Below are 21,102 nucleotides of genomic sequence, written 5' to 3'. Positions count from 1 at the left end.
GTCTGCGATGTTTTTTGCAGTCATTACGCTTTTTCCTGAAATGTTTGAAGCGATTACAGCGTACGGAATTAGCGGACGTGCAGCAAAACGTGAGCTTATACAAGTTCATTGTATAAACCCACGTGAGTTTGCAGAGGGCAATTACAAAAGAGTGGATGAACGTCCATTTGGTGGTGGTCCTGGTATGGTGATGATGGCTGAGCCTTTGGCAAAAGCAATTCACCGTGCTAAAGAGCTTGCAAAGCAAGCAGGTGCAGTTCATGTTCCTGTGGTGTATATGTCACCCCAAGGAAAGACTTTAAACGAAACAGCAGTGCAACAATTTGTTGAATATGACGGATTAATTGTATTGTGTGGACGTTATGAAGGTGTTGATGAACGTTTGATCCAAAAATATATTGATCAAGAATGGTCAATAGGGGATTACGTGTTATCAGGTGGAGAGTTACCTGCGATGGTTTTATTGGACAGTATTATTCGACGTTTACCGAATACAATGTCTGATGAACAATCAGCAATACAAGACTCATTTGTGGATGGTCTTTTAGATTGCCCGCAATATACCAAGCCAGATCATTTTGAGGGTTTGGATGTGCCTGAAATATTAAAATCAGGGCATCATGCAAATATTGAAAAATGGCGGTTTTTTCAGCGTTATCAACGCACTTTAGAACGCCGACCTGAGTTGGTTGAAAAAGTTGAGTTGACGAAGCAGCAAAAAAAATGGCTAAAAGATAAGCAAGGGTAAATATATATAATGAATGTTTGCCTGAGCACAAAACGAGAAGCATTGCTTCGAGTTGGTATTTAAACAACGTTTTAAGTACTTCTATTCAGCTTTTTATGCATTGAAGTGGTCAAGCATAGAGAGAAATATAATCGGGTTGATATGCGCTTAGCCTCTATCCCCAGCGGAATCCAGACCTCTTCTGAACCGCAATATTGGAGATTCCCACAATGAGTGGTAAACATCCTTTAGTTCAAGCTGTTGAAAATGCACAGTTAAAACAAGACATTCCTGCTTTTGCACCTGGTGATACAGTTATCGTTCAGGTAAAAGTAAAAGAGGGTGATCGTGAACGTCTTCAAGCATTTGAAGGTGTTGTAATCGCGAAGAAAAACCGCGGTTTGAACTCTGCTTTCACTGTTCGTAAAATTTCTAGCGGTGTTGGTGTTGAACGTGTTTTCCAAACACATTCACCAGTTGTTGCTAAAATCGAAGTGAAACGTCGTGGTGACGTTCGTCGTGCTAAACTTTATTACCTACGTGAATTGTCAGGTAAAGCTGCACGTATTCGTGAAAAGTTACCAGCTCGTAAACAAGGTTAATTTAAACTTTGTTTTAAAGCAAAAAATGCGCCGATTGGCGCATTTTTTATGTCTAAATAAAATTATAAACCTTGTAATTTAAGTCGATTGGCATGCTGACGATAGAGTGACACTGGGTCAGGAGCGAATACATCACGCAGCCCTAAAACTAGATTTGTTTCATCAAGATGAGTTAATTTGTAATCATCTCGAATGACTTTGCCAAAATGGGTGCTACAACGTGGGGCAACACCATCATTATCTAAATTACCATATGCGATAGGTGCAAGTGTGGAAACGCCCATATCGATGACATCTAGTACATTGGTGACTTGAGATGTACCTGTCCAAGAATAATAATATCTGCCTTGGTTCGAGTAAGCACCAGTTTGATCACAAGCATCTGCGAGTGCTGGTGTTGGGTAGGTTGCATTAAAGACAGCAGAACCTGCTTCACTGACGGACACAAGTCCTCGATGCATGTTTATGGTCGTGTATGGATTATGCGATGCCCATGTCAATATTGGTCCAATTAGATAATCAGCAATAAGACTCGAAATTGGATTGGAAATAGGATTCTCCAGTGTCATATCTCCAATTCTTGATCCTCTAAAAGTTGCACCAACACCTGTTAGAGAAGCAATGTATTCTGGTTTAATGGCTTCAACATAACGGATTGTCGATCCAGCGTGACTATGTCCAATCAAGTTGACTTTGGCTTTTCCTGTAATGGCCATAATTTCTTCAACCTGTCCAATTAGTTGTTCTCCACGGATTTCAGAGGACTCGATAGGAGAAACCTGTGTAGCAAAGGTTGTCGCACCATGACGAGCGAGATCAGGTAAAACTTGATAGAAATAATCCATACCAAATGAGTCAAAGCCTAAGCGTTCAAAACCAAACATGCCATGTACAAAAGCAATAGGATATTGAGTTTTTGCATAGTCAGAAATGATATTGGATGAAGTAACTTGTTGCGGTACATTCACCGCAAAAGTAGAGTGTGCTATTGTCATTAACCCAATAACATTGATGAAAAATAGTCCTTTTTTCATAGAAATTCTCACATTATTTATTTTAATTGAACAATAAAGGCTTTGCATTGTTTGAGATCAAACAACATATTCTTTTTGATTCCTTTCATTCTATTGATTGAATTGCATCAGAAAGTTTACTTCTGCAAGCGCTCTTATTTTTTATTGTCAAAAATATCGTATAGAAAAACTAAATAAAAATCTAAATGGAACGGATGGGTGGTTGGTATTTGATCGGATTTTAGAGTGCCAAATATTGTTTATCACAATATTTGGCTGTGTGGTTTTATAAAGAACTTTATAAACCTTGAAGTTTTAAACGATTGGCATGTTGGCGATAAACAGAAACAGGATCTGTTGAAAATAAGCCTCGAATTCCTAATACTTGATTGACTTCATCGAGATGATTCCAACCATAGTTATCACGAATAACTTTACCAAAATGCGTATTACAACGTGGAACTAGACCATCATTATCCAAACTACCATAAGAAATTGGTCCTAAAACTGCAATAGCAGTATCAACAACATCTAATATATTCGTGACTTGCGAAGTTCCAGTCCATGAATAATAGTAAACGCCATTGCGGGAAGTTGCACCGCTTTGATTACAACTACTGGCGAGTGCAGGAGTTGGGTAGCGTTGATTGAATTCACTCGAACCTTGTTCACTAATGGATTTGAGTGATGCATTCAAATTACTTTTAAGTCCTGAATTTCCTTGAGAAAAGGCAATAATAGGGCCAACAATATAATTTGTTGCAATACTTAGAAATTGAGCTCCTCCTCTATTTGCTAATAGATCATCGGCAACTTTTGATCCTCTAAATGTTGCACCGACACCTGTTAAAGATGCGACATATTGAGGTTTAACCACTTCTATATAACGTATGGTTGGCCCACCGTGGCTATGACCAATCAAATTGACTTTAGTTTTGCCTGTTAAAGCCATGACTTCTTCAACTTGAGTGAGTAGCTGTTCTCCCCGAACTTCAGTAGACTCAAGTGGTGAAATTTGAGCAGCAAATACCGTTGAACCATTACGGGCTAAATCAGGTAAAATTTGATACCAATAATCTAGTCCAAATGCAGCAACACCTAAACGGCTAAACCCAAACATTCCATGTGTAAATAAGATTGGATATTTGGTTTTTGCATAGTCAGACTGAGCTGAAGCGGTAACACGCTGTACGCCAGCATGTGCAGAACTAATGCCTACCGCCCCACAAAGAGCTAACATAGAACATGCAAGCGCGTATTTCTTGTTTTTTAACATTTATATTTCATCCTGAAAAAATGTTGATTGTCGATGAATCAGCTTAGGGCATAGTCATCCCTAATCGGCAAATGGTAGTTTTCCTCCTTCGTCATGAACTTTTTCAAATGTTTGTAATCGTATTTGGTCTTGTTGGTTATTAAACTGCTGCGATTTTAATTGTGATACCGCGTTTTGTTTTGCAATGTCGTTCATTGAACTATTCATGATCGTGTCACGTTCAGCTAAGTATTGATTAACTTTGCTTTTCCAGTCGCTACGTTGTACATCAAGTGTCTCAAGACGTTGAGTGGCTTCAGCACCGACTAAATTGGTACGCATTTGACGTAATTCTTCAGTTGAACCACCTCGTGCTTTAATTTCCGAGGTAAGTTTTCTTAAATCTTCAAGTTGAGAAATTTGTTGTAAATTTTCTTTCCAATCCTCAGGAAGTTGATTAAATAATTGCTTTAATTTTTCAGCCTTTTCAGTTGCAGACAAATTTTTATCATTCATGATATCCATGCGATCAAGCGTGTATTGATCGTAAATATCTTGTGTGCCGAATAATCCCTGAATTTCATAATCTGAAAAGAATTTTTTTCTTAGACTCTGCGTATTATTTACAATCTGTTGATAATATTGAGTACTGTCTTTATCTGCTGTAGGAGACTGTAAATCGCCTAACTTACTCCGATAATCTACATAACGTGACCATAAATCGCTGAGTTGTGATAGTACAGGTTCTTTATAACTGGCTTTGAGATAAGTTAGAAAATCAGTCTTAATTTGATCAATACTTTTTTCGCCATATTGGGTAATAAAATATTCAAAACAGTCTTTGGTTTGCTCATTGACCATTAAATGATTTGAATCATCTACACGAATCTGACAATTGATTTGCGTATCTTGCTGGCTTCTGCTCGAAAAGGACTGTGCTTGTATGTTTGAAAGAGTTGCAGGCATAATTTGCCCCGCCTCTTGCTTGGTGAATGTTTTTGCAGATGTTTGCGGATCATTATTGGATGAGTTTTGCGGTTTTACCCAAAGGATAAAAGTGAAAACAATCACAATAATGAGTAAAAATGCAATCCATAGCATATTTTTACGTGCTTTTTGCATGTAAGTCCTTTGATTTCTATTATTTTTTTGATTAAAAAATAATCTGCCATAAATATTTATTTTGCATAGCAGAAATTTGTAAAAATAGGTAAATGGATTTGTTAGAATAAGCAAACACTGTTCTGATTATATTCAATATGTCTGCTCAATCGTCAAAAATACAACGTCGTCATATTAGTGGCGTTTTTTTATTGAATAAACCTTTAGGAATCAGTTCAAATGCAGCTTTGCAAAAAGTGCGTTGGTTATTTCGAGCACAAAAAGCAGGACATACTGGGGCATTAGATCCGCTCGCCTCAGGTTTATTACCAATTTGTCTAGGTGAAGCGACTAAGTTTTCACACTATTTGCTTGATTCAGAGAAGCGTTATCTCACGACTATTCAACTTGGGCACAGTACAACCACGGGTGATGTTGAAGGTGAAGTGTTGTTAGAACAAGCAGTTCCTGTGCTAACAGAAGACATTATTCACAATGTATTAGAACAATTTAAAGGTGATCTTCAACAAATTCCACCGATGTATTCTGCATTGAAGAAAGAAGGTCGTCCTTTGTATGAGTTGGCACGTCAAGGGATTGAAATTGAACGAGAAGCGCGGCCACTACATATTTACGCCATTCAGTTAATCGAATTTTCAGAAAATAGCATTACTCTAGATATCACTTGCTCTAAAGGCACTTATATTCGTGTTTTAGGTGAAGATATCGCTCAAGCACTCGGAACGTATGGACATTTAACTTATTTACATCGAATTCAAACAGGTCATTTCGAGCTAAATCCAAGTTATACCATTGAGTATCTTGAGAGTTTGACTGAGCAAGAACGCGAAGCATTATTGCTCCCCGTTTATGCACCAATCGATCATTTTACTAAAGTCCAAGCACCTGAAGGGCGTGCAGAATATTTTAGCCGTGGTATGGAAAGCAATATTGAGCATGAGGCTGATGCTGAGGTTTTAGTCTTCGATGGTGAAAAATGCCTAGGTTTGGCTGAAATCACCGATAGAAAGCGTTTAGTCCCTAAGCGTGTGTTAAATCTCTAATTTGAGTAAGTTGTATGGAACTGGAAATTGTTATTAGTCTTATTTTTTTCGCTTTTTGTGCAGGTGCAATTGATGCGGCAGTCGGGGGCGGAGGATTAATACAAATTCCAGCTTTGATGGGGGCACTACCACATTATCCAACTGCAACAGTTTTTGGTACCAATAAACTAGCTTCAATTTGTGGTACAGCCTCGGCGGCATTTTCTTATTTACGTCAAGTTAAAATCCAATGGAAACTTTTAGCGGTTATTGCAGTAACTGCATTCATTAGCTCTTTTGGTGGAGCTGCTTGTGTATCGTTGATTCCACAAGAAATTTTACGTCCATTTGTACTATTCATGTTGATCGTGATTGCGATTTATACTTTTTTTAAAAAGCAATTTGGACAAGTGCATTTTCAGCAAGAAATCACCAATAAAATGCTACTCATCGCAGGTGTTGGTGGTTTAGCCATAGGTTTTTATGATGGAATTTTTGGACCAGGTACAGGTAGCTTCTTTATTTTCTACTTTATCCGTTATTTAAAAGTTGATTTTTTACATGCATCAGCATTGTCTAAAATCGGTAATTTTATGACCAACTTTGCAGCTCTAAGTTTCTTTATTCCAACGGGGCATGTTTTATTTCAACTTGGTTTAATGATGGCTGTTGCCAATGTATGTGGTTCATTGCTTGGGGTGAAAATGGCATTGAAATATGGCAGTGGCTTTATTCGTATTCTATTTTTAATTTTAGTGAGCATTTTGATTTGTCGTTTGGCATATCAAATGTTTATGAGCTAGTTTGTTTTACGGCTAAGTTTTCGATACAAAAAATTGCATTTAATAATAATGTTTATTTTATCACTCTTTTATTATGCTATGTCTACTGAGTCAATTTTATTGAACTAAAGGATGTAAGTATAATAATAGAGGGATTCGAATGGATATTTTTGAAGCATTAAAAGTGAGTCACCAAATTCAGCGAGATTTATCTGAAAAATTGGTTGAAACATCAGGTGATAGTTCTGAGCGTCGTGAGATATTTACACTACTTAAAAATGAATTATTTGCACATGCTGTTGCAGAAGATCGTTACTTTTATATTCCATTGATGATGACGGATTCAGGCTTAAATATTACGCGCCATGCGCTTTCTGAACATCGTGCAATGGATGACATACTGAAATCATTAACTGAAACTGATTTTAGCCATTCTCGTTGGTTAGTACTTGCAAAGCGACTATTTGAAACAGTGCATCAACATTTACAACAAGAGGAAAATCACTTTTTTCAACAAGCAGGTAAAATTTTTGATGAAAATCAAAAGCTAACACTTGCGAAAAAGTATCTGGCTGAATATAAAAAATATAAGGCAAAAAACAAAGATGCGCTTATAGATTAATCCCAATAAATTTTACATTTTTGAATAACGGACGGTTAAAAAGATGGAGTGCCCCATCTTTTTATGTATTGAGTATCTGAGAAATTTAAGATTATAAATGATGGGAAATTATCGCTTATAAATCATGAGGATCTTGTTTTGATCTCAACGTCACACCAATAGATGCCAGCATAATGCAGACTAAAGCGATGCACTGCCACAGGCTAATCTGTTCTTTTAATAAAAAGAAACCTGCAATCGCTCCTAAGGCTGGAGATAAGCTTGAAAGTGTTCCATAACTGAGCTTACTTAAACGTTTTAAAGCCATTAAATCGAGCGCGTAGGGAATTGCAGTGGCTAATAACGCAATCAGTAAGGCTTTACCCCAATATTCAGTTTTGAGTAAGGCTTCAGGATTGTGTACTGCACTGATGGGTAACATGACCAGTGCTGATAATACGATCGCAATACTGAGCGCATGCATACCAATATTTTGGCGAACCACTCTTTGCCCATAGTAAATATAAATTGCCCAACAAATCCCTGCACCTAATGCAAAGGCTGCACCTATATATGAAAAATTATGCGCAGTTGCATCTTGCCAAGGCACCATTAGTGCAACACCAATGATGGCAAGCAAAACCCAAATGTAATCACTTTTTTGCTTAATCGAGAATAATGCCAATGTAAGCGGGCCAAGAAACTCTAATCCTACTGCGATACCTTGCGGTAACTTACCTAAGGATGCATAGAACAAGACATTCATTAGACATACTGAGCCACTATAAAATAATAAATCTTTCCATTTTAAATAAGGCAGACGCTTAATGATTCTCCATGATCTAAACATTAAAATAATGAGAATAGAGGCGAAACATAATCTCAAGGTAACGACTGTAAGTGGATCTAAAACTTCAAAAAGTTGTTTAGCAAATGATGCACTAATCTGATACGCAACCATGGATAAAACCATGAAGAGTACAGCAGTGAGATGAGAGTTCTGCATAAATATAAAAGTGTAGGATTCTTGGGGGATTTTATCATTAGTCGATAATAAAGTGACTATTTCTAAAGTTTATATCGAAAGATAAAATATTTACTTGGAGATTGAAAATTCTACGCTATGATGAAGATAATAAATGATAGACGCATCGCACAAATTAAATTTTAAAAGATGTAAGTAGGGTGGTTAATGATGATGAATTTAGAACGAATAGATCAAGCTTTATTGAAACAAGCTGAATCGGGAGATCCCGCTGCACAATTTGAAGTTTCTATGCAGTTACCCTTAGAGCATGAAAAACATATTTCATTGTTGAAATCCGCAGCACAGAATGGTCATGAGCAAGCAATACTTTGTATGGCGACACATGAGCGACAGCAGCAAAATATTGAAGGCACTTTATTTTGGCTAAATCAGGCAAAAGATTTAAATAATGCGAAAGCTTATTTTCTTTTAGCTGAAATTTTTAAAGCAGGTGAAGGTGTCGCTTTAGACTTACAACAGAGCCTTGAATACTACAAAAGTGCAGCAGATTTAGGTGATATTGATGCAGCTTTTGAATTATTTAAAATCTACAATGAAGGGATCGGTGTCAAAAAAGACCGAGAGATTGCCGAGAAATATTTAAATATGGCGAAGCAAAATCAACATATCGAAGCTGCTTCTATTGAACTGTAGTGATTGAATTGATTGTTAAATGATTATTTTTAGAAATAAAGCCCTGAGTTGATAAAAGACTGAGGGATTTATTTTTTTGCCTTTTGTACGGTGATGGTACAGCCAATTGAAGCACTAATAATCGTGGCTAAAGCGAGCCATTGAGTCCATAACAATTGTTCATTCAAGAAAATGAATCCTGAAAATGCAGCAACCGCAGGCTCTAAACTCATCAGCGTACCAAAGCTCAAAGCAGTTAAATTTCTTAACGCAATCATTTCCAAAGAAAAAGGTAATGCACTGGCTAAAATGGCTAAAGCAACAAAATAGATAAAATTGGAAGGTTGGAAAACACTTGCAGGCATTCCTGTAAATAAAGCAATTGGCATTAAGCACAACATACCAACAAACATACCTAAACAGACTGTATGATTACCAGAGATTCCTGAAGGCTTTTGTCCTGCAATAATATACAACGCCCAACATGCACCAGCTCCCAATGCTAAGGCAATGCCTATCGGGTCTAATCGATGAGCAGCCTGATCGAAAGGGAACAGCAAAACCAATCCTAAAATTGCCAATCCAACCCAAACAAAATCAAACTTTTGCCGTGCATGATACAGTGCAACACTTAATGGGCCAATAAATTCAAAAGAAACAGCAATACCCAAAGGTAGACGTTTAATCGATAAATAAAATAGGACATTCATTCCAGCTAAAGCGATGCCATAACTGATAATCGCTGCCCATCTCACTTGTTTAAAATTGGCCTGCCAAATTTTGAAAATAACAGCCAAAATCAATGAACCTAGTAAAAGACGCATAGCGGAAATGGTCAATACAGGAAAATGATCAAAGAGGGTTTTGGCAAGCGCACCGCTACTCTGGATACTGATCATCGCAATGAAAAGTAAAATTAAAGCTTGAAGATGAGGTGCAACTTTTAAATTTGGCATTCTTTCAGCAATTTAGAGTAAGGACTTGTAGAAAAATATTGGCAATGGACTTTATTTTATAAAACAATTTTAGTGAAAAGTCATGTGATTTTGATGCCGTTCAGCTTTAGACTCTACATTGTTTTATATAGGAGCACGGGTGAAGATGTTTAAATCGATTATTTATTAACAAGTTCTAATTTAACTGAAAAATATGATATTTGAAGGAAGCTGACTATATTGTTAAACCCAATAAAAAACCACAGGCATATGCCTGTGGTTTTTCAAATCAGAAATGCTTAGAACAATACACGAACGCGGATTGTACCTTCAACATCGCTAAGCGTATCAAGTGCTTCTTTAGATGCAGTTGCATCAACATCCATCACTAAATAGCCAACATCGCCTTTGGTCATTAAAGACTGACCAGAAATGTTGATGCCATGTTCAGCGAACAAGTTGTTGATCTTAGAAAGAACACCTGGCACGTTTTTATGAATGTGAAGTAAACGATGTTTACCTTCAGTCAATGGAAGTGCGATTTCAGGGAAGTTTACAGCAGATAAAGTCATGCCTTTATCTGAGTAAGCAACGAATTTCTCAGCAACTTCTAAACCAATGTTGGCTTGCGCTTCCATGGTAGAACCACCCACGTGAGGCGTTAAGATCACGTTGTCTAAACCACGAAGTGCAGAAACAAATTCTTCACCATTGGCTTTAGGTTCTTTCGGGAATACGTCAACCGCAGCACCCGCGATGTGACCAGATTTGATCGCATCAGCAAGGTCTTCAATGATCACACATGTACCACGTGCAGCATTGATGAAGATTGAACCTTCTTTCATTTTCGCAAATTGTTCTTTAGTGAAGAAATTACGCGTAGAAGGAACATCTGGAACGTGTAAACTTACAACATCAGCATTGGCAAGAAGTTCATCTAAAGAACCGACTTGACGTGCATTACCCATCGGTAATTTAGTTACTGCATCATAATAAATGACGTGCATACCCAAGCTTTCAGCTAAAACTGAAAGTTGAGAACCGATTGAGCCATAACCCACGATACCTAGCGTTTTACCACGTGTTTCAAACGAACCTACAGCAGATTTGTTCCAACCACCACGGTGAGTAGAAGCAGATTTAGCAGGTACGCCACGAAGTAAAAGAATAGCTTCAGCAAGTACAAGTTCAGCAACTGAACGCGTATTTGAGTAAGGTGCGTTAAATACAGGAATACCACGAATCATCGCTGCATTTAAATTCACTTGGTTTGTCCCGATACAGAAACAACCCACTGCGATCAATTTATTCGCAGCTTCAAAGATTTCTTCAGTTAATTGTGTACGGGAACGAATACCAATGAAGTGCGCATCTTTAACCGCTTCTTTCAACGCTTCACCCTCAAGCGCAGTTTTACGGGAATCGATATTGGTATATCCAGCAGCATTTAGAGTGTCGATCGCGTTTTGATGAACGCCTTCTAACAACAAGAAACGAATTTTATCTTTAGGTAGTGAAAGATGTTGGCTCATTACGGCTCCGCTACAAAGGCCAAATTTAGTCGCAGTATGATACCATAGACACTGTTCTATAGATATTTCGTTTGTCATAGTAAAGCGGATATTTTATCTACGATTTCTGATAAGCATTATATATAAATCAAATAGATCGCTAATTTATTGATTTTTATAGTGCTTGAATAATGCTTTGGATATGACGTATGGGTCACGCAATGTAAAACTATGCTTTATCCATCGCCATCAACTCGGTAAAATACTGCTGAAATCAGGATTATTGATGATTTTGGTATTGAAAAAATGCTGAAAAATTTTCACTGACTGATTTAAAATTTTGCATGTTGTAGTACCACAACCTTATTTTCTACTTGCTAGGCCCGCAAAACGATGAATGCTCCAGTAACGATAGCACCTGAATTATTGACCCAATTGACGGAAATTGTTGGTGAAAACCGCATTAAAACCGATGCTGATAGCTTAGAAAATTGGGGTAAAGACCATACTAAGCATTTCGACCCAAATCCGTCAGTGATTGTTTTTCCATCGTCTACTGAACAAGTACAAGCGATTGTGAAACTTGCCAATCAGTTTAATGTGGCGATTACCCCATCTGGTGGTCGTACAGGTTTATCTGCGGGTGCTGTGGCTGCCGATGGTGAAATTGTCATTAGCTTCGACAAAATGAATCAAATTTTAGAGTTCTATCCTGCTGACCGTATGGTACGTATTCAAGCAGGTGTAGTGACTGAGCAACTACAAAATTATGCCGAAGAACAAGGCATGTATTATCCAGTCGATTTTGCCTCTTCTGGTTCGTCACAAATGGGCGGCAACATTGGTACCAATGCTGGTGGTATTAAAGTCATTAAGTACGGCATGACACGTAACTGGGTGTTGGGTCTGACTGTTGTGACAGGTAAAGGTGATGTACTGCGTTTAAACAAAGGCATGATTAAAAATGCGACTGGTTATGCGCTGCAACATTTATTTATCGGTGGTGAAGGGACATTAGGTCTCGTGACTGAAGCTGAAATTAAGCTTGAACGTCAACCGCACGATTTACAAGTATTGGTCTTGGGCGTTCCTGATTTTGATGCGATTATGCCTGTATTACATGCTTTCCAAAGTAAAATTGATCTGACTGCATTTGAGTTCTTTGGTGAATTGGCAATGCAGAAAGTCTTGGCTCGTGGACATGTACCACGTCCATTTGAAACAGAATGTCCGTTCTATGTATTGCTTGAATTTGAAGCGCCGTATGAACCAATCATTGATGCTGCGATGGAAATCTTCGAGCATTGTATGGAGCAAGGCTGGGTACTTGATGGTGTGATGAGCCAAAGTCTTGAGCAAGTACAGAGCTTATGGCGTTTACGTGAAGATATTTCTGAAACGATTGCTCCATTCACACCGTATAAAAATGATATCTCAGTATTGATCACGCACGTTCCAGCTTTTATTAAAGAAATTGATAGTATTGTTGCTGAAAACTATCCTGATTTTGAAATTTGCTGGTTTGGTCATATTGGTGACGGTAATTTACATTTAAATATTTTAAAACCTGAAAATTTATCTAAAGATGAATTCTTTGCAAAATGTCAGGTTGTAAATAAGTATGTATTTGAAACTGTGAAGAAATATGATGGTTCGATTTCAGCCGAGCATGGTGTAGGCATGACGAAAAAGCCTTATCTTGAATACACACGTACTGCCGAAGAAATTGAATATATGAAAGCGTTGAAAAAAGTGTTCGATCCAAACGGTATTATGAACCCGGGTAAATTGTTTGATTTGTAAAATTTAATCTGTCATAGAAACATAGTTTCAATAGTGTAAAGCGAAAAGGTATTGCATGATATGTGTAATACCTTTTTCTTGTTATAGGGGAATAATAACAATGAATCGTTTGATTTTAACTTCTGCTTTATGTGTAGCAGTATTGTCAGGTTGTGCAACGACACAGAATTTAGTGAGTAAAGTGAGTGGTGGTTCTGAAACGCCTTTGGCTCAAGTGTTAAGTGAGCGTAGTGATCTGCGCAAAGATTTGTCTACTTTAGAAATTCGTCAGTATTTTAATAATGTTGAATCACCGACTGTGGCAGAAGTGAAGTTGACTGAAACAGGTTTAATGGATGATTCTGTAAAGTCGATTCGCACCGTATATAGTTTTAAAAAGGTTGATGATGATTGGAAGCGTGTCGATACGCAAAAAGAATATCAATGTTTACGTGGTAAAAATACCAAGGCTTTTCAGAAGGCAATGTGTCCTTGATCAAACTTTGATTTTGAGTTGAAAAATAAAGAAAAATGCTTCATAAAACGTATCATACTTGGTGCGTTTTTTATTTGGGAAATAACAATAAATGAATATTTTAATTGTAGGTAATGGATTTGATCTTTCACATTATTTACCGACAAAGTATGACCATTTTATGGATGTCATGAAGGCAATAGAAGAAAAGCAAACAGGAGGTAAAATAAATGATTTATCTATTCATACAGTTGATGAATGGATTTTTGAATTAGATAAAATGTTTGAGAAAAGAAAAGAACATAATGAACCAAATTATCAGATGAATTTTGATGAGTTATTTTCTAGAACACGAGATCCCAACTTCATTGAAAAAACTAAAGAATTTTATTTGACTGAGCAAATACAATTATCTGCAAAGGATGTTCTCAAATTACAATATCGTTTAGAACTGAATTGTTGGTATCAGTATTTTAAAAAGCATGTAAATGATGTTAAAACGTGGATTGATTTTGAACAAAAAATTGAAAATGCTCTAACTTTGGCTTTTAAAGTTATCAAGAAAATTCATTTAAAATTTGAGAAATATGGAAAAATAGATACAACAGTTAGAAACCTAACAAAAACAACGTCTGATAAAGAAGATGAAAAGATTTATATTTCAGAATTAGATATAGATCTACTTATTAAATTGGGCTTATTCAAGCTAAACAATGATTATGGAAAAGTTGCAAATTCTGATTTTGGGAGTATAGCTGATAGTAGAAAAGGTTTTATAAATGATAACTGGTTTTATGTTAAAGGAAAAACTGAGTATGGTTTTTCTAGTGAAAAATATATTTCTTATTTAAATGGGCAACTTGATGAATTTATTGAGATTTTTAATCAATATTTAGAATTGATTGTAAGCCAGCTTGAATCTAAAAATCAATTTAAAATTGATGCTGATGATTGGATATTTCCTAAAATAATTTATTCTTTTAATTATACCAATACCTACAAAAAAGTTTATCAGCATAAAAAAGCTGAAATTGAATTTTTACATGGTAGTCATGGCGATAAACAAAATATTGTTTTAGGTATATCAGACATAGAGGATAATTCGCTTAAAAACTTAAAAGCCTATGGTTTTACTAAATATCATCAGAAACTTTTCAAAGATACGGATTATTTATTTTTAGATAATTTTATTAAAGAGTCTAAAATACGTCATGAAAATTATGATATTAAAAAAGATTTACCTGACAGTGAATTTCAGCCGTCAAATGGCTTTAGTTCTACTGCCAAGAAAGATGCATTGAGTAAATTGCGTTCAGAGTTAAATCCAGAAATGAATATTAGCATTTGGGGACATTCACTAGATGTTTCAGATAAAGACTATATTAAAGATTTATTTTCTTTAAATGATGATATAGATCGAAATGTTCGAGTAGTGATTTATTTTTTTGATAAAAATGCAAAATTTGCCTTATTAAACAATTTATTGGCAATTTTAGGTAAAAATAAAGTTGAAGACTGGATGAAGAGTAAATGGCTCAAATTTAAAGAAAATCCAAAAATTGTAATGGAAAATGCTATAACTCTAGAAGATTTACCGAAAATGTGAACACAATGAACATTCAACAAGAAATTCAAAACTTATTTAAAGATCGAGATGACCATCCACTGTTTTATATCGAAAGTGGCAGTCGTTTATGGGGTATGGCAAGTCCAGACAGCGACTACGATGTACGTGGCTTTCACCTACCTTCAAAAGCACAATATTATGACTATCGAAAACACCGTGATTTAATTGAAATCATGGATGGTGATTTCGACTTTGTATCCTTTGACTTGAATAAAATGTTTGGATTACTTGCGAAAAGCAATCCTACTGTTTTGGAATGGGTTCGTGCGCATATCGTCTATTTAAATGAATTTCCTGAATGGGAAAAATTTAGAGATGGTTTGTTGGAACGAATAGATTATAAAGCATTGTATTATCATTACTTATCACTTGCGAAAGGCGGTATGGATGTCATGCAAACCGCTGATAATTTTACCTATAAAAAAGTGTTTTATTCGATTCGTGGTTTGATGTCAGCAGAATTGGCAACACAGCAAATCATGCCTGAATTACTGATTACGCAGCTATTTGAACAAATCAATGCCAATGATCCATTACGACATTGGGCAGAAGATTATTTAGAAATTAAAAAACGACAGAAAGAAAAAGCACAATTGCCTGAAATTGAACAAGCTAAGATTTTAAAATTATTGAATGATAAAATTGAAGCTTTAAATTTACGAGCGATTCAACCGACCAACGATATTGAAAAGTTACAGCGTTATTTAACAGAATATAGTTTTAGCCTAAAACAACATTTTTATGGTTAATATTTTTCTGAGTAAGAGAATAAGTTCAGTATGAAAACCCTCGCCTTTATCCACCGAAATGACACATTGTTTTCTGTTGGGGATTTTCATCCTGTAAAAACCATTTTTTCACATCATGAGTTAGGAAATACGGTTTCACCTTTTTTACTGCTCGATCATTTAGGCCCAGGAATTTTAAAACCGACTAACTTACGTAAAGGTGTGACAGAGCATCCGCATCGAGGTTTTGAAACTGTCACGATGATGTTTAAAGGTGAATTGGAACATCGTGATTCTACTGGCGGAGGTGGCATCATTGCTGAAGGTGATGTGCAATGGATGACGGCTGCATCAGGTGTGATGCATAAAGAACTGTTTAGTGAGGAGTTTTCTAAACAAGGCGGTGCTTTTGAAATTGTACAGTTGTGGGTCAATTTACCTGCAAAAGATAAACTCAAGCCTGCCCGTTATCAAAGCTTAAAAAAAGCGACTATTCCAACGGTTCAGCTAGAACATGACGTAGGTTCTGTTCGAGTCATTGCAGGTGAATATGCAGGACAGATAGGACCAGCTAAAACGCATAGCCCAATTTTGCTGTTAGATATTCATTTAAAAGCAGGGCAAAGCGCTGTATTTCCTGCCAAAGAAGCTGACAGTACTTTAATTTTCTTACGCACAGGACGTTTACAATTTACTCCTGAAGATGAACAACTCGATGACCAAGCGCTTGCAGTGATGTCGAGTCATGGTGATCAAGTTGAAATCACAGCACTTCGAGAAAGTCATTTTTTATTCATGAGCGCTGCGCCACTGAATGAGCCGATCAATGCCAAAGGTTTCTTTGTGATGAATACTTATGCTGAAATTTTACAAGCCTATGAGGATTTAAAGGCTGGAAAATTTATTCAGCCTGTCGAATCTGATTAAGTAAAATCGTTCTTTTTGTTTAAATTTGCTTATATTATGATCTTTGCAAATCCTTACTCGTCTTTGTAATTAAACTTTGTTAGAATCTCGCCAATCAGCAAGATGGGTGTATTTTGCTGAACTTAAAATCTCACAAATATTGTTTTATTATCGCTTTTTATTCATTGATTTAGACACCTTGTGAATACGGTGTTGAACGTTTTATTTCAAAGCAAATCCCACAACTTATTATTTAAAATCTCAGTGCTTGTCATTGGGCTGTCGCTTATCTCCCAAAACAGGGTGTATTGGTATTTTATAAAATGAATGATCAATAACCCTAAGTGACGGCCAAACAAGCCAAAAAATATATGTAGAAAACAATGCAAAATTTAATGCAAAAAGAACAGACTACGACACTCAGTCGTGCCACGCTGATGTTTCCATTAGCTTTGGTATTGTTCGAATTTTCAGTTTATATCGGCAATGACTTGGTACAACCTGCCATGCTTGCGATTACCAAAGACTTTGGTGTAAGCAGTGTTTGGGCGCCGTCTTCCATGTCCTTCTATTTATTGGGAGGGGCGTGTGTTGCATGGCTCATGGGCCCATTGTCTGACCGATTCGGTCGTAAAAAAGTTCTATTAACAGGCGTAGCATTCTTTGTCATCACCTGTTTATTGATTCTATTCACACACACCATTGAAAGCTTCTTGGCTTTAAGATTTTTACAAGGCTTTGGTTTATCGGTGATTTCTGCTGTTGGTTATGCTGCAATTCAAGAAACTTTTGAAGAGCGTGATGCCATTAAAGTCATGGCGCTGATGGCCAATATTTCCTTACTTGCGCCCTTATTAGGGCCTGTATTAGGGGCATTCCTCATCGACCATGTGTCATGGCATTGGGGCTTTATTGGGATTGCATTTCTAGCTTTTCTCAGTTGGTTTGGGCTAAAAGCCAAAATGCCAGATCGTAAAGTGAGTATTCCCAAACAACCTTTAAGTTATATTTGGGATGACTATAAACAAGTCTTTAAGAATAAGACCTTTATTGGGATGACTTTCGGTTTACCGATGCTCGCCATGCCTTTAATGCTATGGATTGCATTATCGCCTGTGATGTTAGTAGAGGAATTAGGGTTAAGCAGCGTGCAATATGGATTGGCACAATTTCCAGTTTTAGGTGGGTTGATTGTCGGTAATATCGTGCTCATCAAAGTGATTGATCGCTATGCCTTAGGTAAAACCGTGTCGATCGGTCTACCACTGATGTTATTGGGTACGCTGATTGTGTTTTTAGGTGTGATTTGGCGAGAATACTTTCTACACTGTGTCATTCTTGGGATGACTTTAGTCAGTTTTGGTGAAGGAATTAGTTTTTCTGTACTGTACCGTTTTGCATTGATGTCTTCTGAAATATCGAAAGGCACAGTTGCCGCAGCTGTTTCAGTATTGATGATGTTTACTTTTTTCTTTGTAATTGAGTTGGTTCGTGTGTTGTATGAGCATTTTCATCTTTGGGCTTATGCGTTGTCATGCTTAACACTGATTGTTCTATGGTTTACCTTCCCACGAGCAACCTTGAAAAAAATTATGCTGGGTAGAAAGGAACGAGGTGAGTTCTAAGTTTTTAGATGCTTGCTTCATTCCTATAGCATATTTGCTGTTAAAACAGAGGGAGATATTTATCTCCCTTTGTTTCACGATCATATTCAAAAATAAAACTTTATAGGCGACAAAATTGAATTTTAATTTTGTGCAAACTTCTTCAATTTATGATCAAAAACAAATGGCCCAAACGGCAAAATGGATGCAATTAGACCGAGGATAAACATTTTAATCGACCATTTCTGTTTTTCACACACCACAAATAAAACAGCAAGAAATGCAATAAAAAGTACGCCGTGTCCCATGCCGACATATTTGACTAAAATAGGATTGCCCCAAATGTATTTCATTGGCATAGCAACAAACAGGAGAAGAAGGAAGGAAATACCTTCGAGAAAACCAACAATACGTAAAGATTTGATATTCATGGTCACTATTTAAAAATGAGAATGAGTTGCGAGTGTAACGTAATTCGATGAAAAGTTGGGCGAAATTATAAAAATTGCTGAAACTGAATGCTCCACAAACCCAAATAAAAACCGATTGTGAACTACTTAATTTCTAGTTCAAGTAATATCGTTTTCAACCTTAACAACTCTGGTAAGGTTTCCAATAACAAACTGATTTGTTTTAAAGCCAGTAATAAATCATCAGACAAATTTTCTTGCTCACTCAACTGTTTAATTTCCAATAACTTGTGTTGAATCGATGCTTCATCTAAAGACACATGGTGGAGTAAAACATTGTTCAGTGTTTGTTTACACCACAGCATTAAATCTAAAATCTGCTGATCATGTACGTGCTGACGATGGCTGCCCAAAGCAGACACATAGCTGAGTTGACTGTGGCTATAGACCAAATAGCGAAAAGCATGATGAATTAAATCCTGTTGAGGGTTGGGTTCAGTACTTAAACTTGAAATCATGCTCGACAATTCAATTTGCGCATTATGTGCCGAACGACGAGCCTTGCGATAATCAACACTGTTGTTTTTGCCGTGTTGATATTGCTCAACAATTGCATCGAAATAATCCAAAGTGGCTTGTGTGCTTTTACGAATATTGTTGGAAATGTTGCGAAAGTTCCAATCAGGCCAAATAAAACTCACGGCAAATAGGGCAATTAAACAGCCTAAAATCGTATCAATAATTCGAGGTAAAATAATGGCATAACCTGCACCTTTTAAATTAAAGATCAATAAAACCACTAAGGTAGCCATCAGCGTTGCCATGGCATATTTTTTTGAGCGTAAATAGAAAAAGCACACCCCAAAAATAATGGTCAAGACCAACTGACCTTCTACGTTGGGTACAAAGTAGAGAATAGGAATCCCTAAAACCACTCCTAAAATCGTTCCTAAAGTTCGTAACTTTAAGCGGCTCTTGGTTGCAAAATAACTGATTTGGCAGACAAATAAACTGGTGAGTAATATCCAATACCCATTTTTAGCAAAGGGCAATAGCGAGATGCTATAGCCCACCGCAAATACAAAGGCAATCCGTACAGCATGGCGGAATAATGCAGATTTAGGCGTTAAATGTTGTTTGATTTTAAGCCATAAGTCCTGCACACCATGAATATCGTCATCCAACAGATTCAAATTATCATGATGTTGACTATAACTTTGTTGATAGCTGTCTTGTTCGATACTGAGGTTAATAAATTGTTGTTGTACATTTTTTAGATTATTTAAAACCAATAATAAATTCTTCACTTCTAAATTATAGGGGTTCTGTTGAATCCACGCTTGCATCGAGTGTTCTAAATTTTCTAGGACTGCTGAATTCTCTGGATTGGTTTGAAAAGTATGTTGTTTTAAAATACTTTCAGCGAGTTTTTGACAATTGATGGCTTGTAAGCGCACATTTTTTTGAATGCGATAAATTAAATCTGTACGACTAAAATTTTTATGAATATTTTCATAATGTAAGTAATTTGAAGTGACTTGTTCGTGAATGTCTTGGGCTAAGAAGTATAAATTTAGCCAGTAAATCGTATTTTTATTGGCACGAGATGCCTTTAAGCGCGTCAGTAAAGACGCTTTAGTGGTATTTAAAGTTTGTACGACAGCACTGTTTTGTAAAGATAATTCATATAAAAGTCGTTCGACATTATCGGTATTGTCAGGGTCAAAGAGTCGTGCTTTGCTCATTAATAATTGTGCTAATGAATCAAAACTTTGCGATAAATTGTCTTGAACGGCTTGAGTTGGTTTAAGTACATAGAACAGAATTGAAGTGAGGCCATACCACAGTGTGCCCATAACGAAATATGTGGGTTGTTGGTACCAATCACTGTATTCACCCAAACCAAACATGGTGTAAATAGACAACAATACTGTGCCGAATGAAATCGTGGCATAACGCTGCCCAAGTGCGCCCATTAAAATAAAGGCAGCGCTTGAAAGTGATAAATAGATTAAAAATAATAACTTATAAGGATAGAGGAATTCTAGAATGCTACTTACACTGAAAAATAACACACAAACAAAGGCAAGATTACGCAAACGAATGGTCAGTCGATCATCAAAATCTGTCAGTGCTGTTGCAATTGCACCTAAGGTGATCGGGACAATTAAGTATTCATAATCAAGAAAATAAAGCCCCAGTGTCGTTCCAGTCAGAACGATAAAAATTTGTAAGCAATAGATCAGTGTCGAATTGGATTTGAAACTCAGAAACAGATCTTTGAAACTATTCACAGAGATTCTCTAGGTTGAAAAATCAACCAATTATAGCTTGATCAAT

Annotated in this window: 20 protein-coding genes; 12 read left to right on the top strand and 8 right to left on the bottom strand. The window is 36.6% G+C overall.

The window, feature by feature from the left end:
• The first annotated feature begins 7 nt into the window (after positions 1–7).
• Both trmD and rplS read left to right on the top strand, forming a co-directional pair.
• On the top strand, positions 8–748 hold the full coding sequence (gene trmD / locus CDA10_RS12235; RefSeq protein ID WP_089605883.1) for a tRNA (guanosine(37)-N1)-methyltransferase TrmD: 741 nt from the start codon (positions 8–10) through the stop codon (positions 746–748).
• A gap of 209 nt (positions 749–957) precedes the next feature.
• Positions 958–1,329, top strand: coding sequence for a 50S ribosomal protein L19 (gene rplS / locus CDA10_RS12230; protein WP_010113417.1), 372 nt, complete (start codon positions 958–960; stop codon positions 1,327–1,329).
• A 62-nt stretch (positions 1,330–1,391) separates the two neighbouring features.
• Here the strand turns inward: rplS and CDA10_RS12225 are convergent, their stop codons facing one another.
• The 3 genes from CDA10_RS12225 to CDA10_RS12215 form a co-directional block, all read right to left on the bottom strand.
• Positions 1,392–2,363: an esterase/lipase family protein gene (locus CDA10_RS12225; protein ID WP_089605882.1), complete on the bottom strand. Its 972-nt coding sequence runs from the start codon at positions 2,361–2,363 to the stop codon at positions 1,392–1,394.
• A gap of 277 nt (positions 2,364–2,640) precedes the next feature.
• Positions 2,641–3,582: an esterase/lipase family protein gene (locus CDA10_RS12220; RefSeq protein ID WP_407640377.1), complete on the bottom strand. Its 942-nt coding sequence runs from the start codon at positions 3,580–3,582 to the stop codon at positions 2,641–2,643.
• Positions 3,583–3,678: 96 nt separating this feature from the next.
• Positions 3,679–4,719, bottom strand: a complete 1,041-nt coding sequence (locus CDA10_RS12215) for a lipase secretion chaperone (protein ID WP_089605880.1) — start codon at positions 4,717–4,719, stop codon at positions 3,679–3,681.
• Between the two features lie 137 nt (positions 4,720–4,856).
• On the opposite strand from CDA10_RS12215, the gene truB reads away from it, so the two are divergent.
• The 3 genes from truB to CDA10_RS12200 all read left to right on the top strand — a co-directional run bounded on the left by truB (position 4,857) and on the right by CDA10_RS12200 (position 7,145).
• Positions 4,857–5,762, top strand: a complete 906-nt coding sequence (gene truB / locus CDA10_RS12210) for a tRNA pseudouridine(55) synthase TruB (protein WP_089605879.1) — start codon at positions 4,857–4,859, stop codon at positions 5,760–5,762.
• Between the two features lie 14 nt (positions 5,763–5,776).
• A complete protein-coding gene (locus CDA10_RS12205) occupies positions 5,777–6,544 on the top strand; it encodes a sulfite exporter TauE/SafE family protein (RefSeq protein WP_089605878.1) in 768 nt (255 codons plus the stop codon).
• Between the two features lie 139 nt (positions 6,545–6,683).
• Positions 6,684–7,145 carry a hemerythrin domain-containing protein gene (locus tag CDA10_RS12200; RefSeq protein ID WP_089605877.1) on the top strand — a complete coding sequence of 154 codons (462 nt, stop codon included), beginning with the start codon at positions 6,684–6,686 and terminating at the stop codon, positions 7,143–7,145.
• 115 nt (positions 7,146–7,260) lie between these two features.
• Here the strand turns inward: CDA10_RS12200 and CDA10_RS12195 are convergent, their stop codons facing one another.
• Positions 7,261–8,130 carry an EamA family transporter gene (locus tag CDA10_RS12195; protein ID WP_089605876.1) on the bottom strand — a complete coding sequence of 290 codons (870 nt, stop codon included), beginning with the start codon at positions 8,128–8,130 and terminating at the stop codon, positions 7,261–7,263.
• A 189-nt stretch (positions 8,131–8,319) separates the two neighbouring features.
• On the opposite strand from CDA10_RS12195, the gene CDA10_RS12190 reads away from it, so the two are divergent.
• On the top strand, positions 8,320–8,805 hold the full coding sequence (locus tag CDA10_RS12190; RefSeq protein ID WP_167374967.1) for a tetratricopeptide repeat protein: 486 nt from the start codon (positions 8,320–8,322) through the stop codon (positions 8,803–8,805).
• Between the two features lie 68 nt (positions 8,806–8,873).
• Here the strand turns inward: CDA10_RS12190 and CDA10_RS12185 are convergent, their stop codons facing one another.
• Positions 8,874–9,740, bottom strand: coding sequence for an EamA family transporter (locus tag CDA10_RS12185; protein WP_089605874.1), 867 nt, complete (start codon positions 9,738–9,740; stop codon positions 8,874–8,876).
• Between the two features lie 278 nt (positions 9,741–10,018).
• Positions 10,019–11,251 carry a phosphoglycerate dehydrogenase gene (serA, locus tag CDA10_RS12180; protein ID WP_089605873.1) on the bottom strand — a complete coding sequence of 411 codons (1,233 nt, stop codon included), beginning with the start codon at positions 11,249–11,251 and terminating at the stop codon, positions 10,019–10,021.
• A 372-nt stretch (positions 11,252–11,623) separates the two neighbouring features.
• Between serA and CDA10_RS12175 the strand changes: the two genes are divergently transcribed.
• From CDA10_RS12175 to craA, 6 genes are all read left to right on the top strand, one after another.
• Positions 11,624–13,033 carry an FAD-binding oxidoreductase gene (locus CDA10_RS12175; protein ID WP_089605872.1) on the top strand — a complete coding sequence of 470 codons (1,410 nt, stop codon included), beginning with the start codon at positions 11,624–11,626 and terminating at the stop codon, positions 13,031–13,033.
• A 100-nt stretch (positions 13,034–13,133) separates the two neighbouring features.
• Positions 13,134–13,508, top strand: coding sequence for a hypothetical protein (locus tag CDA10_RS12170; RefSeq protein ID WP_089605871.1), 375 nt, complete (start codon positions 13,134–13,136; stop codon positions 13,506–13,508).
• Between the two features lie 91 nt (positions 13,509–13,599).
• Positions 13,600–15,093 carry an AbiH family protein gene (locus CDA10_RS12165; protein WP_089605870.1) on the top strand — a complete coding sequence of 498 codons (1,494 nt, stop codon included), beginning with the start codon at positions 13,600–13,602 and terminating at the stop codon, positions 15,091–15,093.
• Between the two features lie 5 nt (positions 15,094–15,098).
• Positions 15,099–15,863: a nucleotidyltransferase domain-containing protein gene (locus CDA10_RS12160; protein ID WP_089605869.1), complete on the top strand. Its 765-nt coding sequence runs from the start codon at positions 15,099–15,101 to the stop codon at positions 15,861–15,863.
• 30 nt (positions 15,864–15,893) lie between these two features.
• Positions 15,894–16,769, top strand: a complete 876-nt coding sequence (locus tag CDA10_RS12155; RefSeq protein ID WP_089605868.1) for a pirin family protein — start codon at positions 15,894–15,896, stop codon at positions 16,767–16,769.
• 374 nt (positions 16,770–17,143) lie between these two features.
• Positions 17,144–18,373: a chloramphenicol efflux MFS transporter CraA gene (craA, locus tag CDA10_RS12150; protein ID WP_171333993.1), complete on the top strand. Its 1,230-nt coding sequence runs from the start codon at positions 17,144–17,146 to the stop codon at positions 18,371–18,373.
• Positions 18,374–18,495: 122 nt separating this feature from the next.
• Here craA and CDA10_RS12145 read toward each other — a convergent pair whose 3' ends face one another.
• Both CDA10_RS12145 and yccS read right to left on the bottom strand, forming a co-directional pair.
• A complete protein-coding gene (locus tag CDA10_RS12145) occupies positions 18,496–18,783 on the bottom strand; it encodes a DUF3817 domain-containing protein (RefSeq protein ID WP_089605866.1) in 288 nt (95 codons plus the stop codon).
• A 122-nt stretch (positions 18,784–18,905) separates the two neighbouring features.
• Positions 18,906–21,056, bottom strand: coding sequence for a YccS family putative transporter (yccS, locus tag CDA10_RS12140; protein ID WP_089605865.1), 2,151 nt, complete (start codon positions 21,054–21,056; stop codon positions 18,906–18,908).
• Between the last annotated feature and the right edge of the window lie 46 nt (positions 21,057–21,102).

The sequence above is a fragment of the Acinetobacter piscicola genome (assembly GCF_002233755.1).
Taxonomy (GTDB): Bacteria; Pseudomonadota; Gammaproteobacteria; order Pseudomonadales; family Moraxellaceae; genus Acinetobacter; species Acinetobacter piscicola.
The sequence above is the reverse complement of the archived record's forward strand: the minus strand, read 5'-3'. Positions and strand labels throughout refer to the sequence as shown.